We start from the raw sequence: 19,411 nt of genomic DNA on the forward strand, positions 1-19,411 counted from the left end.
TCCCTTTACTAACTTTATCTTTTACGTCTTTAACTTCTTTATCCGCAGCTTTGCTAGCCTTCTCTTTTACTGTCTTAGCTGTGCCAGATGCTTTATCACTTGCCTTGTCTGCTTTATCAGAAACGGTTTTACTGGCTTTGTCACTACTGTTTTTTATTGAGTCAGAAACCGATGATTTACTTGATTGCTTGACAACGCCTGTGCCAATCACCGCTCCAGCCGCTTTCGCTTTACTGTTAATATCGTTTTTTAATTCTATCGTACACACTTGCTCTGAACGGCTTGTTGACCCGTCATTACAGATAAACTTCTCCCCGTCACAACGGTCAATTCCTCCTTTACTTCCAGAACAAGGGTAATTTCTTGCATTCGCTGTATTAATAGATGCAACCATCATCACACTAACAGCCATTAATCCTATAAATAATTTACGCATGGTAATGCCTCATTGATAAGGAAACTATACCAAAAGTTTAGGATAAATTAAGTAAAGGTAAAGAAACCTATAGTTAATTATTAATTTCAGTTAGTCATTTTAAAAAATAAAGTAAACAAAGCATAAAACTGCATTAATTTGGGGACTATTTACTAAAAATATCATATTAACAATACATTAATGTTTAGCTTATATTTTGCGATAGCTATTAAGATGGTACAGGAAAACTTAAAAAATTAAGCCAGCTTAGGCGCTGGCTTAATTTGACAAATAATAAGAGGAAATTATTTATTATTTGATAATAACTTAGTATGTTGATTCGCTAAATCGACCGCCATTTTAACCGTTTCATCGAGGTATGGATCTGGCCCTTCGTAATCTTTAGGTAAATCATCAATTGATTTCAATAATGGTTTACCTTCTCGAGTATTACGTTCATTTATACGTTTCAATTTTGTCGCTTCAATTTCTGAATCTTCTTTTTGTCGCTCAGCATAGTTGAGTGAAATACGATTCTTACTCTCTTTGTTAACTTTATAGCGCGCAATATCTTCATCAATATAGTTGAACTCAGGATCTTTGCTAATACGCGCCAAATGCTGCGTTTTTATTGGCGATAAATCAGAAGAAACATCACCAACAGGCGTATATTTTGCCGGTGGAATGCTATCCCATGGCAATGCGTTGTCCTCAAAACTTTCACCTGTTTCAGCTGGATCCTGGCCTGTAGGCATGACCACATCAGGAGTCACCCCTTCACGCTGTGTACTTCCACCATTAACTCGGTAAAATTTCTGAATGGTATACTGAACGGAACCTAATGAAGGCCATTCTGGTTTTAGCATTTGATCGTAAACACGACTTAAACCACGGTGTTGCTGAACGGTTCCCTTACCAAAAGTCGGTTCACCGACAATCATCGCCCTACCGTAATCTTGCATTGCCGCAGCAAAGATCTCTGATGCGGATGCACTAAAACGGTCGACTAAAACAACAAGAGGACCTTTATAGTAAACAACGTCATCATCATCGATATCTTGGCGAACTTGGCCGTTATTATCACGAACTTGCACAATTGGCCCTTTCGGAATGAACAAGCCAGATAAAGAAACCGCTTCGGTTAATGCACCACCACCATTACCGCGTAAATCGATAACCAATGCGGAAACATTATCTTTTGCCAAGTTTTGTAATTGGGTTTTAACATCATTTGTTAAGCCGACATAAAAACCAGGAATATCTAAAACAGCAACTTTATCTTTACCTTGCTGTTTGATTGTCAGCTTGACTGCTCGGTCTTCTAGCCGGATCTGCTCCCGAACTATGGTGACAATATGTGGCTTCGCCCCTTTAGTATCAGAAACGACTTCTAACCGAACTTTGCTTCCTTTCGGGCCTTTGATTAAAGCAACCACATCATCAAGACGCCAGCCAACCACATCAACAATCGGTTTACCCGTTTGGCCTACACCGATAATTTTATCACCAACTTTTAGCTCTTTACTTTTAGCCGCAGGGCCTCCAGCAACTAACGAGTTGATAACTGTATTTTCGTCATCTTGCTGTAATACCGCACCAATTCCTTCTAATGATAAACTCATTTCTGAATTGAATTGTTCTGTATTACGAGGCGATAAATAACTTGTGTGCGGATCGATTTCACGAGCGAAAGAGTTAACGATCAATTGAAACACATCTTCACTTTGCGCTTGCGTTAAACGCCTCAACGCAAAGTTATAACGCTTTGTCAGTTTCTCTTTGATTTCTTTGTCATCTTTCCCTGATAGTTTTAAATTCAACCAGTCATAACGCACTTTTTGGTCCCAAAGACGATCAAGCTCTTGCTTGTCTTTGGGCCATGGTGATTTAGAACGGTCAACTTCAATTGAATCAGTCGCATTTAAATCGATGGGTTGCTCTAAACGAGCTAGTGCATATTTAAAACGCTCGAAACGTCTTTCCTGAGACAGGTTATACAGGTCATAAAACGGATCTAATTTGCCATCCTCAAGCCATTGACCGACTTTGCCTTTATCTTTGGCGTATTGGTCAATATCGGATTGAAGTAAAACATTATGACCGAAATCTAACATATTAAGATAACGGTCAAATATCTTCCCAGAAAACGCATTGTCTAAATCAAATTGACGATAATGTGAGCGAGTAAACCGAGATGTGACTCTTTCACTCACTGTACCGTGTTGTACATTCTGTTTTAAGACAGGTAACTGAGCCGCAGTGACCGGAGCCACTGCTTGAGTATTAGCGACTGCACTGCCGAAAGTCGCTAGACTAACCACCAGTGCAATTTTAAGAAGTTTGTTCATGACCTGATTGACCTCCGTATCAGAACTTTAAATGTTCCGCGCGTACAATCATTGCCAGCCCTGTTGGCAATTGAACCCTAACACCGTCTTTTGCAATTTCCAGCACAGAGGCGTCCATCACACTAGTGCCCACTTTCACTTTCAAAGTTTGGCCAATCTGTAGTGCGTTGATATCAGTCACTGATTTCAGTTTTTGCTCTGGAGCTGGTGTATTACGACGAGAGTTCTTAGATGATGTATTTTGCGGACGTTCTTTATTCTCTGTTGGACGGCGGCGAGGTGCTCTTTCTTTAGTTGCATCTTGAGTACGCGGTGTTTTTTCACCCGTTTTTTGTGCAACTGGGCGTTTTTGTGCTTTCTGTTCAGCACGTTGTGCTTGAACGCGAGCTTTAGCCTCAGATAATTGTTGGCGCGCATGAGCAATATGTTCTGCGTCTAATTCGCCACAATCTTCACCGTTTAGGTCAACGCGTTTAGCGCCCTCTTTAACACCGTAAAGATAACGCCAGCTAGAAGTATACATGCGTAATGCAGAACGCAGTTGCGTTTTGCTAATACCATCTTCTTCTTTTAAGCACCCTACGATGTCTTGAAAAATTCCGACTTTTAACGGACGTGCTTCGCCTTCAGCGATAAAACAGCGAGGAAAACGCTCTGCTAGAAATGCGATAACTTCTTTACTACTATTCAACTTAGGTTGATTTTCCATGAAATTTCCTGATAACAACGATTTTGCCAACCTCACGGGCATGAACAAGCCGACATTATAATCGTGTTGCTGACAATTGCCACGTTACTATTAATTTAACTGACCATTATTTAATGATATTTAGGCATAGAACACATTGCCAAGTGTTGACACAACTGGCTTACAAGGTGTTGTAACCCTTTTTCGTCTTCCTGGTCGAACTGGCTAATATTTGGGCTATCGATATCTAAAACCCCGATAGTTTGCCCATTAACTACCAAAGGAAAGACAATTTCTGCGTTACTTGCTGCATCACAGGCAATATGACCTGGGAATGCATGTACATCTTCTATACGCTGAACTTGGTTATTGGTAAAGGCTGTTCCACAAACGCCTTTACCAAAAGGGATCCGAACACATGCAACTTTACCTTGGAAAGGACCCAACACTAATTCTTGCCCATTACTGAGATAAAAACCAGCCCAGTTAACACCTTCTAAACATTCATATAATAATGCGCTGGTATTTGCTAAGGTTGCAATTAAATCATACTCACCTGCAAGTAGAGCAGAGAGATTGTCTGAAAGTTCAAGATAATACTTCTTTTTATCCATAATTATTTCTTGTAATAATCAAGCAATTAATCAAATATTTGTAAGCGTAGCCCTAAGATTACCAATTTGTCACTTTGAGGTAAATTCTTTTACACTAGATTACATCTAGGTAACCACCTAAAATGAGTCAATATGAGCCACACTAATCACACTGATTTGCTTTTTCAACGCTGTAATCATTGCAATCAGAAGCTATTAACGCCTCAATTCAGCATACGGCAAGTCGTTGTTTGCCCTCGCTGTTTTAGCCAACTTAATGATGGGCGATCTTGGTCACTTAATCGTTTATCAATACTGGCTATCACATTATTGATGCTTGCCCCCATTGCATTTTGGCAACCTCTCATTTCTATTCATTTATTAGGAAGCCAAATCAACGCAAATGTCATTGAAGGTATTCACTTAATTAATCAACAAGGGGACCCATTTACCGCCAGTATAGTGGCTTTTTGTGCTATTGCCGCCCCCTTATTATTACCAATTTTAATTTTATTGTTACCTATTGGTCAGCGCATCAATTTGAATCTCCGGCCGATCCTTTTAGTGCTTGGACATATCAAAGAGTGGGTTATGTTAGATGTTTACCTGATAGCATTGGGTATTGCCGCCATTAAAATGCAAGATTACGCGAGTGTATTTATTGGCCATGGCTTAGTCGCTTTTATTACTATGTCTCTTCTCAGTTTATTAATTCTCATCCATATGAACCTAGATGAGTTATGGCACAAATTTTATCCCACTAATAATAAAGAAGCGCAAGATAGCACACTAGCCTGCACTGCCTGTCATTACACTGGGCCTGCGAATTGGAATGGGAAATGCAGACGATGCCATCGTCCTCTACATTTTCGGGAGCCTCATAGCTTACAAAAAACCTGGGCCGCACTAATTGCAGCCATGGTGTTATTATTTCCTGCTAATTTAATGCCAATTTCTATTTTTTATCTCAATGGACAGCGCTTAGAGGACACCATTTATTCTGGAGTCGTTTCATTAATTGATACAGGCAACTGGCCAATAGCAATTATTGTATTCATCGCCAGTATATTAGTTCCATTTATTAAGATTATTATCATGATATTGCTACTGTTTTCTGTCCATTTCAAAAGCAATACTGACCCTATTCTACGTATGAAATTACTTAAGTTTGTTTCATGGATTGGTCGTTGGTCCATGCTAGATTTATTTGTCATTGCTTTAATGATGACACTCGTTAATCGAGATCAGCTGATGTCTTTTACTATGGGGCCTGCTGCTCTGTATTTTGGTTCAGCCGTTATTTTAACTATTTTGGCTGTTGAGTGGTTAGATAGCCGTTTAATTTGGGATTCTTATGGAAAATCAAAACCCGCAAAATGAACCCTCTGAGGAAATATCAGAAGCCATATTACGTAAACGCAAGCAAATTTCGCCTTTCTGGCTGCTGCCTTTAGTCGCTATTTTCATTGCGGGCTGGCTTTTGTTTCAGCATTGGGTTGAACGAGGAACGGATATCACGATTGAATTTACATCTGCACCTGGTGTTGTAGCCAATCGAACGCCTATCCGATACCAAGGTGTTGAAGTTGGTTTAGTGCAATCTGTTGCTATCAGTAAAAATATGAAAACCATTATTGTGACCGCTAGTGTGAATAAAGACATGCGACCGGCTTTGAATTCAGGCACTAAATTTTGGTTAGTCACCCCCAAAGCATCATTGGCTGGCGTTTCTGGCCTTGATGCTCTGGTTGGTGGAAATTACATTGGCATGTTACCCAGCACAGGAACAGAGCAGTTCTCTTTTGTTGCACAAGATACGCCCCCACAACTCAATATTGATAAAGGTGAGTTACTTATTCACCTTACAGCTCCAGATCTAGGCTCATTGAATGAAAACTCCCCTATTTATTACCGGAAAGTGCCTGTTGGTTATATTTCGGACTACACTATTTTGCCTGATAACAAGGGTGTTTCCATTTCTGCGGTAGTAAAAAAGCCTTATGTTAACTTAGTCCGTAAAGAGAGCCAATTTTGGAATGTATCAGGGCTTCAAGGCAATTTTGACCTTAAGTCTGGTGCCAGTCTAAAAATGGAAAGCCTTTCTGCAGTTATCAATGGCGCTATTGCCTTTGACTCACCGAAAAACAGCCCACAAGCAGAAGAAGGACAACAATTTGTCCTACAAAGTAGCAAAAAGATAATCAAAACCGAAGAGGAAGACGGTAAATCCCCCCTTACGGTAGCACTTTGGGCACATGACACTTACGGTGTCGATAAAGGTCAACCGATTGTTTATAAAGGCATTCAAATTGGCGAGGTGTTACAGCGTCACTTGGCTACTGAGAAAGTCAATTTTAGTATCTTGATATATGATGAGTTCAAACACCTTGTGCGTGAAGATAGTAAATTTGTTGCTAATAGCCGGGTGGATATCCAATTAGGTCTTAATGGAGTGCAATTCCAAGGTGCTACTCCTCAAGAATGGTTAGATGGCGGCATCCATCTAATTGCAGGACAAAGTAAAGAGAAACTCCCCGAAACGTTTCCTTTATATCGTAGTGATGATAATGCAAAAGCGGGTATTTTAGGGGCTTTACCTCCCACCACTATCACCCTCAACACGACTACATTACCAGACATTCAAGCTGGCTCTGTTGTTCTTTATCGCCAATTTGCCGTCGGCAAAATCATTGCAATTAAACCGACCAAAGTCGGGTTTGCGATCAATGTAAATATCTCAAATGAATATCTTCATTTACTCACTGAGAACAGTGTGTTTTGGGCTGAAGGTGGCGCAAAAGTTCAACTTAATAGTAACGGTTTAACCGTTCAAGCGGCCCCTCTGAGCCGAGCCATTAGCGGTGCAATTAGCTTTGATAACCTTGATAGTAGCGTCGCCAATACTGCTCGACAGCATACACTTTATCCAAATGAGACCTCTGCGAAAGCAATAGGAAGCATCATTACTCTGACAACATTTGATGCATCAAAACTCTCCGAAGGTATGCCAATCCGTTACTTAGGTATAAATATTGGCCAAATTGAATCATTAAAATTGTCATCTGATAAACGTGAAGTGCAAGCAAAGGCGATCCTATACCCTGAATATGTCAGTACTTTTACTAAACTAGGAAGTCGCTTCGCTGTTGTAACCCCTGAACTATCTCCCGCTGGTTTAAATAATTTAGATAGTATATTGCAACCATATATTAGCGCAGAACCGGGACGGAATAATAAAACCCGTTATCAGTTTGAATTACAAACCGCCAATATTACAGACTCGCGCTATCTCGACGGTTTAACTATTTACCTTGATGCTAGTGATGTCGGCGCCATTCAGGTTGGCACGCCTATTTTGTTTAGAGGATTAGAAGTCGGTGTCGTTACAGGTCTATATTTGGGAGAGCTTTCCGATCGCGTATATGTTGCAACACGTATTGGGAAGGAATACCAATATCTTATTCGCAGCAATACCGAGTTTTGGCAATCCTCCGGTTTTAATTTTTCCTTTGGCTTAACGGGTGGCGTTGCCAAAAGCGGAACGTTCAAACAGTTTGTGCGTGGTGGTATCTCCCTTGCAACACCGCCATCAGTACCTTTAGCCCCACAAGCTAAACCTGAACAGCATTTCATCCTAAAATTAGAACCCCCTAAAGATTACATGGCGTGGGGAACGTCTATCCCTAAAAAATAACCACTATTAGGGTGCATATTAACCACATATTGCACCCTTTCCTAACACACACCATAAAAATTATTTTGGAAATTAATTCCATTTATACTATGCTTAACTTCGTTAGGCTGATTATATATGGTTAAAATGGATAAAGTGAGGTGCAGTTATGTGTATTGTGAAATTGAAAATATCTTCCTATGAAATTAATGATGCGATTATGGCTTCCCACAAAAGCGATACCGTCAGTATTCCGTGTGATTCTGATACTGACTTCTGCATGCAACTTGATGGGTGGGACGAACATACAAGTATCCCGGCAACTTTAGATGAGAAACCAGTCTTACTCTACCGTGATCGCTATGACAAAGAAAATCATCATTGGGTGATGAAACTGGCTTAATCGTTTTGTTACTATGCTTAGGTCAGTGACTAAAGCTTAGGCGAGTGGCTAAGCATATAAATGAGCAGGAACTAATAAGCTGATATGAAATGAGAACGAACAAAATAATAGGCAAAAAAAGAGGCCTGGTAGATTCCGATTACCGGGCCTTGGGAAATGGCTCTGGCAGAGCCGTGCGCTAAAATTGCCATTGAGACGTAACAAAGTACACTCTAATACTAGCTTTCAATGCACGTTCTTACCATGTTTATTATCAATAATTTCACATATTATTAACACAATTTATTTCTTAATTTTCTAAAGTTGAACTATTTGTTTAATAGGTTGAACCTATGTATGCAATAACTCAAACCTTTCAATCAATCAACACACTGAATAATATTGATAATTTTCTAATTTCCCACTTCCCTTATAGGCTGATAATTTTAATTGGCAATACACTTAATTGACCACACACAATTTTTCAGCGGCTTCTTTTATCGGCAAGGTTCTTTCCTCTACTGACTTGGCGCTATCAATAGGCTTAAGTAGTACATCAATAGGCTGCGCTTTTATCTCTTTCTTATTCATCAGTTCAGTCGCTATTTCATTGAGTGGATATTGCATTAATGTGGCAGGGTTAATGACGACCAAAGCCCCATTATGGCGGCACTCTAACATGACCTCCTCACGAGTAAATGGCCAATCAGCACCAAATTGTTTTTTACTCACGGATGTTAACGGTGCAGAAAAAGCTGTACTCACAGTTCCACCCAATAATAGAGAGCAAATAATGAGTTTAAGTTTCATGGTAGTGACCTTATTAAACATTGAAGATATCGTTGCATATTATCAATTAAATATAAAAGTTTAGCTAGATTGGTTGGTAGCTTGCAAAAATCGCCACAGAAAGGATCGCCATAGTGCCTAACAGTAACTCAACCCAACTGTTAATGATTAGGTAATTTACCCGCCCTTTTTGCCTAATGATCGGAACAATGTAGTAGCGATTGATAATAGCTAACAAAAGCATTCCCCCCACTAAAATGATCTTAAACCAAAGTAGTGATTGGTATTCTGACCCAGAGTAGTTTAATGGCCAACCTGGCAAGAGAGTTACCGCACTGATGATCCCCGTTATAATAACCAGTGCAACGGCGATATGGCCAAAACGCGAAAAACGCATCATGGTATTCACAATTTGTTTATCCATCCCTTCAGCCATCTCTTTTTTATTGCGTAAAAATTGAATGCAAATTAAAAAAGGCCACAAACCACCAAACCAATAGGCGGAGCTAATAAGATGAACAAACTGATTAATACGATGAAGCATTCCGATTGCGCCATCATGCATCGCCGCGTGCCCAATAAAAGCATGCAGACCGAGTAGGATTATCGAAAAGAGCAATATTAACTTTAATCGTAATTTGATAGGTTTTACAAATAAAACCACGAGTAGTAATACGGATGACAGAAGTTCCCAACGCCATATTTGACCAAATGACGTCCCTAATACCCCTTGCCATATCTCCCAGTCGATACTATCTTCCCAACCATCACCCATCAAACCTGCTTGCGCAAGCATCCAGCTAAAGGCCGTTAACACTGTAACGATGGCGCAGAAGAAAATGCCTTTATTCAGATAGCGGCTTAGTAAATAATTAAATGACCCGCGACTAAGCACCACTGCAAATATTGACATTCCGCACATCAATATTGCAGCGATAAAATGAACAAAGCGAATAAGTGTGTAAAAAGCTTCTAGTGACATATTATTTCACTGTAAAGCTATACGTTCCTTTTGTTTTGTGTCCATCGACAGAAACAACGCTCCAATTAACATCATATTTCCCAGCAATGAGCTTGTCTTCAACAGGAACGATCACTTTTGTATCGTTACTTGGGTCTAATATTGCTTTACCCGTTTTCACAATTTTATTTTCAGGCCCAATAATACTGACTTTAGTGAAATTAACTTCGATACCTTCAGAAAAGCTTAATGAAATAGACTCTGGCGCTTGTTCTACTGCTGTACCTTCAGCAGGAAGCTGGTCTTTCAAATGCGCATGTGCAAATGCTTGCTGGAAAGACATACCTAAAAAAAGAACGGCAACTGCGCTGAGTTTGCGCCATGAAGATTTAATAGGGTTAATTGGCATAGTAACCTCTTAATTTGCAGGTGAATTTAGAATAATTGCCAATCATTATACGGAAAACAAACCATTTTACCGCTTAAAAATGGGTTTTATCGCCCTATCCTGTGAGTTTTCACACAAAATGAAAAGAAAAAGACTTATGAACATTGAATTACCGTATTCATGTCCATAAGTCTAGGGAGCTTTATATCAAGTTGAAATAAAAACGATGTTTCTATTTACTGGTGTTTAGATTAAACATGTGTTGCTGCTGACAGGTTTTTTAAATCTTTATCTAGCAAGAAGAGTGCTTTACCAGACTCACCCACCATATCCAGTTTATCCAGAACTGATTTAAATAATTTCTCTTCTTCATGTTGCTCTGCAACATACCATTGTAAGAAGTTAAATGTAGAATAATCTTGTGTTGTCATTGCTAAATGAGCCAATTTATTAATTTCACGGGTGATTAATTGCTCATGTTCGTACGTTTGGTTGAATACATCGCTAATTGATTTGAAATCAACTGGTGGCGCTGCAATTTGCCCTAACAGTGGCAATGCACCTGTGTCACTAAGATAATCAAATAAACGCTGCATATGTTCCATTTCTTCTTGAGAGTGTGCTTTTAAGAACGCAGCAGCGCCTTCATAGCCTTTGTCACTACACCAAGCACTCATTTGCAAATAAAGGTTTGCAGAGTAAAATTCAAGGTTTAATTGTTCGTTTAATTTTTTGACCATATCTGTAGTTAACATATTTATGCCTTATCGGTTAATCATTGATGAGTATATTATGCACAGTATTACAATAATTAAAACCCTAAAACAATCTTAAAACAAAAAAATCCAATTTACTGATAATTAATAACTTTTGTTAAAAACAATAATAATCAATCTCATTATCCTTTCCTGTTTATTCTTAATAACTAAATATATAAATGGATAAATTCAACCCTTATTTTTCATTATTCCAATTAATGTATTGAGATTTTTTCTCATTATCCAGTTACAATAATAAGGGATGAATTTAACCGTAGAGATCAAATATGAGTCACAATCTTGCTTTATTGCCTAAAGATGAAATGGATAAGGTCAATGTCGACCTTTTGGCTTCCGGTGTTGCATTTAAAGAGCGCTATAATATTGCCATCATCGCTGAAGCTGTCGAGCGAGAACAACCTGAACACTTAAGGGAATACTTCAGGGAGCGACTTGTATACTACCGCCAGCTATCACAGAATTTTGCACGTATGCCTTATGAGCCGCGAAATCGCTAGCCCCACGAGCACACAAAAAAATGATGCAAAAAAGGGGTAACCTGAATGGTTACCCCTTGATTCTTAAGATTAAAAAATTTATTTCGTCGTATTATATGTCACGGTGTTATTTTGGCAGTCTACCGCAACTGAATAATGTAAGTCAGATTTTGCACCACGAACAACTAGCGGTACCCTGTAACCTGTTTCGGTTTTAGTGACTTCACTATCATTGACCCATGCAACCGCTTTCTTACCTAAAGCCGCTTTTTCATCCGTCCAGCGAGGTAAACGATTATGCATAAAATCGCTTTTCACTTGCGCTGCAATTTGTGGCTCAGTTAACGTACCACAACTGACGAAAGGTGCAGCTTTACCTTCTTCACTATTTGCGCTTAACGCAAAAGAGCTAAAAACCAGCGCACAAGCACCTAAAACTACAGCAATTTTTTGATTCGCTTCCATACCATCCTCCGATACCTATTAATAGGTAAAGACTTTTGATTAGTTTAGCGGCTTATTTCAGCCTATTAGATACCAGTTATCTTCTGGTTATTATCTAGTCTTCATTGATAAATAGAATGACTTAACTAATATTAATCTATCAGGTTTATGTATGGATGTTAATAGTATGTTTACAAATTATTAATTTTCATCATCAAAGCGAACATGGATCTGCTCTTTACCTTGATGCTTTTCTCTAATTTCTTGAGCGACTAATGCAATTGCCTCACCACTACTCATCCCTTCCGCCATCAATTGATGAATTTTTTCAACTGCTTCTTGCTGTTCTTGGTGATTAAGTGCTGGCATACCAGAAAACATGGTTTAAACCTCATGTATAAAAGACTAAAATCAATGATTAAGATTTTAACATCTCTTCGACTATTAAGATAAGAATATATGTTAATCTGTATTGATTCACTTGCGGAAATTTAGACTCATCATTATGGTTATCAAAAAAATCCAATTACCTTATAGCCCAAACACAGCCATTGATTATTTTACCCCACTGGCACACCAGCCATGGGCGATGTTACTGCATTCAGGTAATGCAAAACACGCCCATAATCGGTATGACATTATTGTTGCTGACCCCATTGCAACGCTGACGACTTATCAGCTTGAAACAACCCTCTCAGAGCCAAATCAAGCTCCTATCGTTTCTGAATCAGATCCTTTTGAACTTCTTCAAGGATTGCTTGATAAATACCAACCGAAACATCAGGAAGAGACTGAATGTCCCTTCAACGGCGGTGCCCTCGGTCTTTGGAGTTACGATTTAGGTCGACGCATTGAAAAATTACCTGAAATTGCAACAACAGAATTGCAGTTTCCAGATATGGCAGTTGGCATCTACTTGTGGGCACTCATTGTTGACCATCATAATAAAACCACCACACTCATTAGTTATGATGATGTTGAAGCTCGGCTTGCTTGGCTACAAGCCCAAAAGAAGCCCCGTAAAAACAAATTCCAATTAACGACCTCATGGCAATCAAATATGTCAGAAGAGGCATATCATCATAATATTGCCCGTATCCATGACTATTTACATAATGGTGATTGCTATCAAATCAACTTAGCGCAAAGATTCAAGGCCAAATATAAGGGCGATGAATGGAATGCATTTTTAGCGCTACTTGAGCGTAATGGAGCTCCTTTTTCTTCATTTATACGCCTCCCAGAAAATGCAATTATCAGTATTTCGCCTGAGCGTTTTATCAGTTTACAAGATGGGAATATTCAAACCCGCCCAATAAAAGGTACGCTACCTCGCCTAGATAATGAACAAGATGACCTTGCACAAGCAGAAAAACTGGCGAACTCAGTAAAAGACCGCGCAGAAAACTTGATGATTGTCGACCTACTACGTAATGATATTGGCCGCGTTGCAAAACCAGGCACGGTCAGTGTTCCTGAATTATTCGCTGTTGAAGCTTTTCCTGCAGTGCATCACTTAGTCAGTACCGTCACGGCAAAACTCGATAGCCCATACCGTGCAACTGATTTGTTACGTGCGTGCTTTCCTGGCGGTTCAATAACCGGAGCACCTAAAGTACGTGCAATGGAAATTATCGAAGAGTTAGAACCCCATCGTCGACATGGCTATTGTGGCGCAATCGGCTATATTAGTTTCAGTGGTAATATGGATAGCAATATCACTATCCGTACTTTACTGACGTATAAAAAGCAGGTTTATTGCTGGGCTGGCGGCGGTATCGTTGCAGATAGCCAAGCAGACAAAGAGTATCAAGAAACTTTTGATAAATTAAGCCTGATCTTACCGTTATTAGGAGCGCTCAATACCGATGACTGAACTGAATAACTTTATCAGTCGTTTTCAGTTTACTTTACCGGCTACCCGCCAGTCTGAACGCAAGGCGGGTAAATCGGCGGCTGTTCTTTTACCTATTATCAATAAACCAAATCCGACGCTACTTCTCACGCAACGCTCTCCTTTTTTACGCTCCCATGCAGGCCAAGTCGCCTTTCCGGGAGGCGCTAGTGACCCAGAAGATGGCACGCTCGTCAATACCGCCTTGCGTGAAGCTTATGAAGAAGTGGCCATCCCCCCTGAAAAAGTCACAGTACTGGGTCAGTTAAGCCCCTTACAAAGTTACGGTGGCTATGAAGTCACGCCAATCGTTGGCTTGGTGCCAAATAACATTCAATACCAAGCCAACCCGAGTGAAGTCGCCGCTATCTTTGAAGTTCCCTTATTTGATGCGCTTTCATTACAACGTCATAAGTATGTCGATATTAAGCGTTCAGGGCGACATAATCGCATCTTTTTTTATTGGTATAATGGCCATTTAGTGTGGGGACTAACCGCCTCTATTATTCACCAACTTGCTTTGCAATTGGATTAACGCTTAACACAACTTTTCACCATACGATGCCAGTATTGCAGTAAAATCTATTTAAGATAACAAGATATGACGTCATATATGACAAAATATACCTCTACCACCTGTTGCTTTTTTGAGCACATCACAGACATTTTGTGCTATTTACAATCAATTACCCTTCAGCAACTACCTTATTTCAAAAAATACTTTAAACTTACTGGTTAACACTACTAAATAACAGTAAAGTAGCGCCTTTTAAAATAATGCACTACATTTTCATCTTTTTTTTAAGGAGTCCTGCGTGATAAGCGTTTTCGACATGTTTAAAGTGGGCATAGGCCCTTCAAGCTCTCATACCGTTGGTCCAATGAAGGCTGGGAAAGAATTTGTCGATGATTTAGTAAGCAAAAATCTATTACCTAATGTCACTCGTATTTCAGTGGATGTTTATGGGTCATTATCGCTTACTGGAAAAGGGCACCATACTGATATTGCCATTATTATGGGGCTAGCAGGTAATTTACCTGCCACTGTCGACATTGAGTCCATCCCAACTTTTATCAAAAATGTAGAAGAAACAGAAAAGTTATCATTAGCGAATGGTCTTCAGGTCGTAGACTTCCCTAATGAAGGTGGCATGAATTTTCGTCAAGACAACCTGCCATTGCATGAAAATGGCATGACAATCCATGCTTTTGCAGGTAATGATGAAATTTACACCAAAACCTATTATTCCATTGGTGGTGGTTTCATTGTAGATGCAGAGCATTTTGGCGAGTCAGCGCTTGATAGTAAACCGGTCTCTTATCCATTTAACTCTGCGGAAGAGCTGCTGCTAAATTGTAAAAAATCAGGTCTTTCAATTTCTAGCTTAATGATGAAAAATGAGTTAGACCTTCATACCAAAGAAGAGATTGAAGCCTATTTCGCTGATGTATGGCAGACGATGCAAGCCTGTATTGAACGCGGTTTAAGCACCGAAGGTGTTTTACCGGGCCCATTGCGTGTGCCCCGTCGTGCGCCGGCACTTAATCGAATGGTCACTTCATCAAGTAAGCTATCTAATGACCCGATGAATGTGGTTGATCTGATCAATATGTATGCCTTAGCCGTGAATGAGGAAAATGCAGCTGGCGGCCGTGTCGTAACTGCCCCAACTAACGGTGCCTGCGGCATCGTACCAGCGGTATTAGCCTATTATAATCATTGCATTGAACCTGTAACGCCAGAGTTATATATGCGCTATTTCTTAGCTTCAGGCGCTATTGGTATTTTATACAAAATGAATGCGTCCATTTCAGGTGCTGAAGTAGGCTGCCAAGGTGAAGTCGGTGTGGCATGTTCTATGGCCGCAGCTGGTCTGGCCGAATTATTTGGTGGCAGCCCTGAGCAAGTGTGTATTGCTGCAGAAATCGGTATGGAGCACAATTTAGGTTTAACTTGTGACCCTGTCGCAGGCCAAGTGCAAGTTCCGTGTATTGAGCGTAATGCCATCGCATCCGTTAAAGCGGTGAATGCCACACGCATGGCCCTACGCAGAACAAGTGAGCCGCGGGTTTCACTCGATAAAGTCATTGAAACTATGTACGAAACAGGGAAAGACATGAATGCGAAATATCGTGAGACATCCCGAGGCGGGTTAGCCATCAAAGTACAATGTGACTAATTTTATTCTCAATTAATTTAAGCCTTAAGCACCCTTTTCTATTCTGTTATCGCTTTAAACAGTATTTTGAGGGTGCTTTTTTAATATGCATTAAAAAGTTTTTGTTATTCTTTAGTCACCTTTATCTTCCTAAATGATCCAATTCACCTAATCAATTACCCATAATTTTTCCATTGAATTAACTCAGTTTTCTTATATTCAACAAGTTACATCAAAACGAAATTAATACTATTTTGTGCTAAAGATTGTTTTGAGCTGAACAAGAGATAGCTAATCACTACTGAGATTTGGTTGTTTTTTACTCTAAAAATCAATATCGCACTATTTTATTTGCTTTTTTTGTTACCGATAACACAGCAAGAAACTAACAAAAACAAAATACTCAGATTATTAATTTTATTGAATTGAAATAAACAGCAGCAAAATGCAATTCAATATCAATTTTTAGGTATATTCTTATTTTTCTGACGCGAAACAAGTTTTTAGGATAATGCAAGATGATATGCTAATAATGTAATTGATACTAACAACACCATGAGCTAGTTAATGAATATTATGAGATGTTTGTAATTATTCAGCTAAAATTATTATACAGGGGAAACTGATAAAAAGGCGCCTAACTTAAGTGTCCATTTTATCGACAGATAATGTTTTGTTTTATCTATCTATGAGGGAAAAATAGTGAGTATAGCTATTATGATTGGTACACACGGAGTCGCTGCAGAGCAGCTTCTTCGAACAACCGAAATGTTAATAGGCGAACAAGATAATGTGTCGTTTATTGACTTTATCCCTGGGGAAAACGCAGACACCCTATTTGATAAGTACACCCAAAAGCTAACTGATTTAGATACATCAAAGGGTGTCTTATTCCTTGTTGATACATGGGGAGGCAGTCCATTTAACGCGGCTAGTCGCATTGTTAATGAGCATGATAATTATGACATTATCACTGGTGTGAATGTTCCAATGTTAGTTGAAACCTTCATGTGCCGTGATGATGACCCATCAATGAATGAACTTATCTCTGTTGCACTCGAAACGGGTCGCGGTGGTGTTCGTTCATTTAAATTCAAAGAAGCTGAAACAGAAGTAGAACCGACTCCTGTCGCATCAAGCACCCCCGCCCCAGTACCAGTGAAAGCCGGCCCCGGTGGACATATGGTGATCGCACTTGCTCGTGTTGATGACCGCTTAATTCACGGACAAGTCGCAACACGCTGGACGAAAGAAACCCAAGTTAAGCGCATTATCGTAGTCAGTGATGACGTAGCTAAAGACCAAGTTCGTTCAACATTGCTGAAACAAGTCGCACCACCCGGTGTCACCGCGCATGTTGTCGATGTGGCTAAATGTATTCGCGTCTACAATAACCCGAAATACGCTGGTGAGCGCGTTATGTTGCTTTTCACTAATCCAACTGATGTTAAACGTATCGTCGAAGAAGGTGTTGATATTAAGTCCGTTAATATTGGTGGTATGGCATACCATGATGGCAAAACCATGGTCACAAATGCCGTATCTATCAACCAAGAAGACATTGATGCATTTAATTATTTGAACGACAAAAATATTGAACTTGAAGTTAGGAAAGTCTCATCAGATAGCAAAGTTTATATGATGGACTTGATCAATAAGCTCAAAAAATAATTTTTATATTAATTTTAATCCATTACTCAAAACAGATTTTAAAACTTTTGGTTACAGGAGATTAAACAATGGAACTTACCGTTGTTCAAATAGTAATGGTCTTCATCGTCGCGTGTATCGCGGGGATGGGATCAATCCTTGATGAATTCCAATTTCACCGTCCTCTCATTGCCTGTACGCTTATAGGTATCGTTCTGGGAGATATGAAAACAGGTATCATCATCGGTGGTACATTAGAAATGATCGCACTTGGGTGGATGAATATCGGTGCTGCCGTTGCACCAGATGCCGCTTTAGCATCCATCATTTCAACGATCCTCGTTATTGCTGGTGGGCAAAGCATTGGTGCAGGTATTGCCATCGCCATCCCACTCGCAGCAGCAGGACAGGTATTAACCATTATTGTTCGTACTGTAACGGTTGCATTCCAACACGCTGCTGATAAAGCCGCCCTCAATGGTAATCTAACTGCTATTGGCTTTATCCATATTTCAGCTTTATTACTGCAAGCGATGCGTATCGCAATACCTGCGTTAATTGTCGCCATTTCTGTTGGTACATCAGAAGTACAACAAATGTTGGATTCTATCCCACAAGTTGTTACCGACGGCCTTAATATTGCGGGTGGTATGATTGTCGTTGTCGGTTATGCGATGGTCATCAATATGATGCGTGCAGGTTACTTAATGCCATTCTTCTACTTAGGTTTTGTTACCGCGGCATTTACTGACTTCAACCTAGTTGCACTTGGGGTGATCGGTACTGTTATGGCTATTTTGTATATCCAACTCAGTCCAAAATACAATAAATCACAAACTGTTGTTACCCAAGGAAATAGTAGCAATAACAACCTTGATAATGAGTTAGACTAGGAGGAACGTATAATGGTAGATATCACAAAACCGACAGCTAAAAAGCTTACACAAAGCGATATTCGCGGCGTATTCTTACGGTCTAACCTGTTGCAAGGTTCTTGGAACTTTGAACGTATGCAAGCCCTAGGCTTCTGCTACTCAATGGTTCCAGTTATTCGTCGTCTTTACCCAGAAAATAATGATGATAGAAAACAAGCCATTAAGCGCCATCTTGAATTCTTCAATACTCACCCGTATGTTGCAGCGCCTGTTCTGGGTGTCACAATGGCAATGGAAGAGCAGCGTGCCAATGGTGCTGACATTGATGACGGTGCAATAAATGGTATCAAAGTTGGTCTAATGGGGCCATTAGCCGGTGTGGGTGACCCAATTTTCTGGGGAACTGTTCGCCCTGTATTTGCGGCTCTCGGTGCAGGTATCGCAATGACAGGTAGCTTACTTGGCCCTCTCCTGTTCTTTGTTTTGTTTAACCTTGTACGTTTATTAACCCTTTACTATGGTGTGTCATACGGCTACAAAAAAGGGATTGATATTGTTCAAGACATTGGTGGTGGTTTCCTACAAAAACTAACCGAAGGAGCATCAATCCTTGGTTTATTTGTTATGGGGGCTTTGGTAAACAAATGGACACATGTCAATATTCCACTTGAAGTGTCACGGATCAAAAACCCTACAACGGGTACTGAAGATATTACCACCGTTCAAATGATCCTTGATCAACTCATGCCAGGCTTAGTGCCTCTATTGCTGACTTTCGCCTGTATGTGGTTGTTACGTCGTAAAGTTAACGCGTTGTGGATTATTATCGGCTTCTTTGGCTTGGGTATCCTAGGTGCTTGGCTGAACTTCTTAGCGCCATAATTTTCCATCATTATT

At 39.8% G+C, this 19,411-nt stretch carries 19 protein-coding genes and 1 pseudogene; 10 read left to right on the top strand and 10 right to left on the bottom strand.

Translation table 11 applies throughout. The features are described from left to right. The 4 genes and pseudogenes from PSF67_RS09380 to PSF67_RS09395 all read right to left on the bottom strand — a co-directional run. Positions 1 to 436 (bottom strand): annotated as a pseudogene (locus PSF67_RS09380) (cell envelope biogenesis protein TolA); the annotation flags it as partial. A gap of 284 nt (positions 437 to 720) precedes the next feature. Further along, positions 721 to 2,763 (bottom strand): carboxy terminal-processing peptidase, encoded by a 2,043-nt coding sequence (gene prc / locus PSF67_RS09385; protein WP_102138677.1) that lies wholly within the window; start codon positions 2,761 to 2,763, stop codon positions 721 to 723. Between the two features lie 19 nt (positions 2,764 to 2,782). Next, on the bottom strand, positions 2,783 to 3,472 hold the full coding sequence (proQ, locus tag PSF67_RS09390; RefSeq protein ID WP_102138678.1) for an RNA chaperone ProQ: 690 nt from the start codon (positions 3,470 to 3,472) through the stop codon (positions 2,783 to 2,785). Between the two features lie 110 nt (positions 3,473 to 3,582). Next, a complete protein-coding gene (locus PSF67_RS09395; RefSeq protein ID WP_195697169.1) occupies positions 3,583 to 4,065 on the bottom strand; it encodes a GAF domain-containing protein in 483 nt (160 codons plus the stop codon). Between the two features lie 132 nt (positions 4,066 to 4,197). On the opposite strand from PSF67_RS09395, the gene yebS reads away from it, so the two are divergent. From yebS to PSF67_RS09410, 3 genes are all read left to right on the top strand, one after another. Further along, on the top strand, positions 4,198 to 5,424 hold the full coding sequence (gene yebS / locus PSF67_RS09400; RefSeq protein WP_272676817.1) for a membrane integrity lipid transport subunit YebS: 1,227 nt from the start codon (positions 4,198 to 4,200) through the stop codon (positions 5,422 to 5,424). Continuing rightward, entirely contained in the window at positions 5,399 to 7,738 is a 2,340-nt protein-coding gene (locus tag PSF67_RS09405; RefSeq protein ID WP_272676818.1) for a PqiB family protein, read from the top strand. Before yebS ends, PSF67_RS09405 begins: the two co-directional genes overlap by 26 nt. 148 nt (positions 7,739 to 7,886) lie before the next feature. Continuing rightward, positions 7,887 to 8,120, top strand: coding sequence for a DUF1480 family protein (locus tag PSF67_RS09410; protein WP_102138682.1), 234 nt, complete (start codon positions 7,887 to 7,889; stop codon positions 8,118 to 8,120). 441 nt (positions 8,121 to 8,561) lie between these two features. Here the strand turns inward: PSF67_RS09410 and PSF67_RS09415 are convergent, their stop codons facing one another. The 4 genes from PSF67_RS09415 to ftnA all read right to left on the bottom strand — a co-directional run bounded on the left by PSF67_RS09415 (position 8,562) and on the right by ftnA (position 10,992). After that, positions 8,562 to 8,909: a DUF2511 domain-containing protein gene (locus tag PSF67_RS09415; RefSeq protein WP_272676819.1), complete on the bottom strand. Its 348-nt coding sequence runs from the start codon at positions 8,907 to 8,909 to the stop codon at positions 8,562 to 8,564. 64 nt (positions 8,910 to 8,973) lie between these two features. Then, a complete protein-coding gene (gene copD, locus PSF67_RS09420; RefSeq protein ID WP_239979355.1) occupies positions 8,974 to 9,870 on the bottom strand; it encodes a copper homeostasis membrane protein CopD in 897 nt (298 codons plus the stop codon). A gap of 1 nt (position 9,871) precedes the next feature. Continuing rightward, complete coding sequence (gene copC, locus PSF67_RS09425) at positions 9,872 to 10,258, bottom strand: copper homeostasis periplasmic binding protein CopC (protein WP_102138685.1); 387 nt, start codon at positions 10,256 to 10,258, stop codon at positions 9,872 to 9,874. Between the two features lie 230 nt (positions 10,259 to 10,488). Then, positions 10,489 to 10,992 carry a non-heme ferritin gene (gene ftnA / locus PSF67_RS09430; protein WP_102138686.1) on the bottom strand — a complete coding sequence of 168 codons (504 nt, stop codon included), beginning with the start codon at positions 10,990 to 10,992 and terminating at the stop codon, positions 10,489 to 10,491. 290 nt (positions 10,993 to 11,282) lie between these two features. Between ftnA and PSF67_RS09435 the strand changes: the two genes are divergently transcribed. Further along, positions 11,283 to 11,513: a DNA polymerase III subunit theta gene (locus tag PSF67_RS09435; protein ID WP_004253885.1), complete on the top strand. Its 231-nt coding sequence runs from the start codon at positions 11,283 to 11,285 to the stop codon at positions 11,511 to 11,513. Between the two features lie 78 nt (positions 11,514 to 11,591). On the opposite strand, the gene yebF is transcribed toward PSF67_RS09435, so the two are convergent. Both yebF and PSF67_RS09445 read right to left on the bottom strand, forming a co-directional pair. After that, positions 11,592 to 11,957, bottom strand: coding sequence for a protein YebF (gene yebF / locus PSF67_RS09440; protein ID WP_102138687.1), 366 nt, complete (start codon positions 11,955 to 11,957; stop codon positions 11,592 to 11,594). Between the two features lie 180 nt (positions 11,958 to 12,137). After that, positions 12,138 to 12,317, bottom strand: coding sequence for a YoaH family protein (locus PSF67_RS09445; protein WP_004253877.1), 180 nt, complete (start codon positions 12,315 to 12,317; stop codon positions 12,138 to 12,140). A 124-nt stretch (positions 12,318 to 12,441) separates the two neighbouring features. Here PSF67_RS09445 and pabB point away from each other — a divergent pair, with 124 nt between their 5' ends. The 6 genes from pabB to PSF67_RS09475 all read left to right on the top strand — a co-directional run bounded on the left by pabB (position 12,442) and on the right by PSF67_RS09475 (position 19,396). Then, positions 12,442 to 13,812 (top strand): aminodeoxychorismate synthase component 1, encoded by a 1,371-nt coding sequence (gene pabB, locus PSF67_RS09450; RefSeq protein ID WP_272676820.1) that lies wholly within the window; start codon positions 12,442 to 12,444, stop codon positions 13,810 to 13,812. Continuing rightward, positions 13,805 to 14,365, top strand: a complete 561-nt coding sequence (locus tag PSF67_RS09455; RefSeq protein WP_102138689.1) for a CoA pyrophosphatase — start codon at positions 13,805 to 13,807, stop codon at positions 14,363 to 14,365. The genes pabB and PSF67_RS09455 overlap by 8 nt, the downstream gene beginning before the upstream one ends. A 280-nt stretch (positions 14,366 to 14,645) precedes the next feature. Next, positions 14,646 to 16,010 carry an L-serine ammonia-lyase gene (locus PSF67_RS09460; protein WP_102138690.1) on the top strand — a complete coding sequence of 455 codons (1,365 nt, stop codon included), beginning with the start codon at positions 14,646 to 14,648 and terminating at the stop codon, positions 16,008 to 16,010. 681 nt (positions 16,011 to 16,691) lie between these two features. Further along, the gene (manX, locus tag PSF67_RS09465) at positions 16,692 to 17,660 is read left to right on the top strand and encodes a PTS mannose transporter subunit IIAB (RefSeq protein WP_272676821.1); all 969 of its coding nucleotides are present in this window, start codon (positions 16,692 to 16,694) and stop codon (positions 17,658 to 17,660) included. A gap of 68 nt (positions 17,661 to 17,728) precedes the next feature. After that, positions 17,729 to 18,532: a PTS mannose/fructose/sorbose transporter subunit IIC gene (locus PSF67_RS09470; RefSeq protein WP_004253851.1), complete on the top strand. Its 804-nt coding sequence runs from the start codon at positions 17,729 to 17,731 to the stop codon at positions 18,530 to 18,532. A 12-nt stretch (positions 18,533 to 18,544) separates the two neighbouring features. Then, on the top strand, positions 18,545 to 19,396 hold the full coding sequence (locus PSF67_RS09475; RefSeq protein WP_102138691.1) for a PTS mannose transporter subunit IID: 852 nt from the start codon (positions 18,545 to 18,547) through the stop codon (positions 19,394 to 19,396). Positions 19,397 to 19,411: the final 15 nt, after the last annotated feature.

It is taken from the genome of Providencia sp. PROV076 (genome assembly GCF_028483405.1).
Lineage (GTDB): Bacteria > Pseudomonadota > Gammaproteobacteria > Enterobacterales > Enterobacteriaceae > Providencia > Providencia huaxiensis.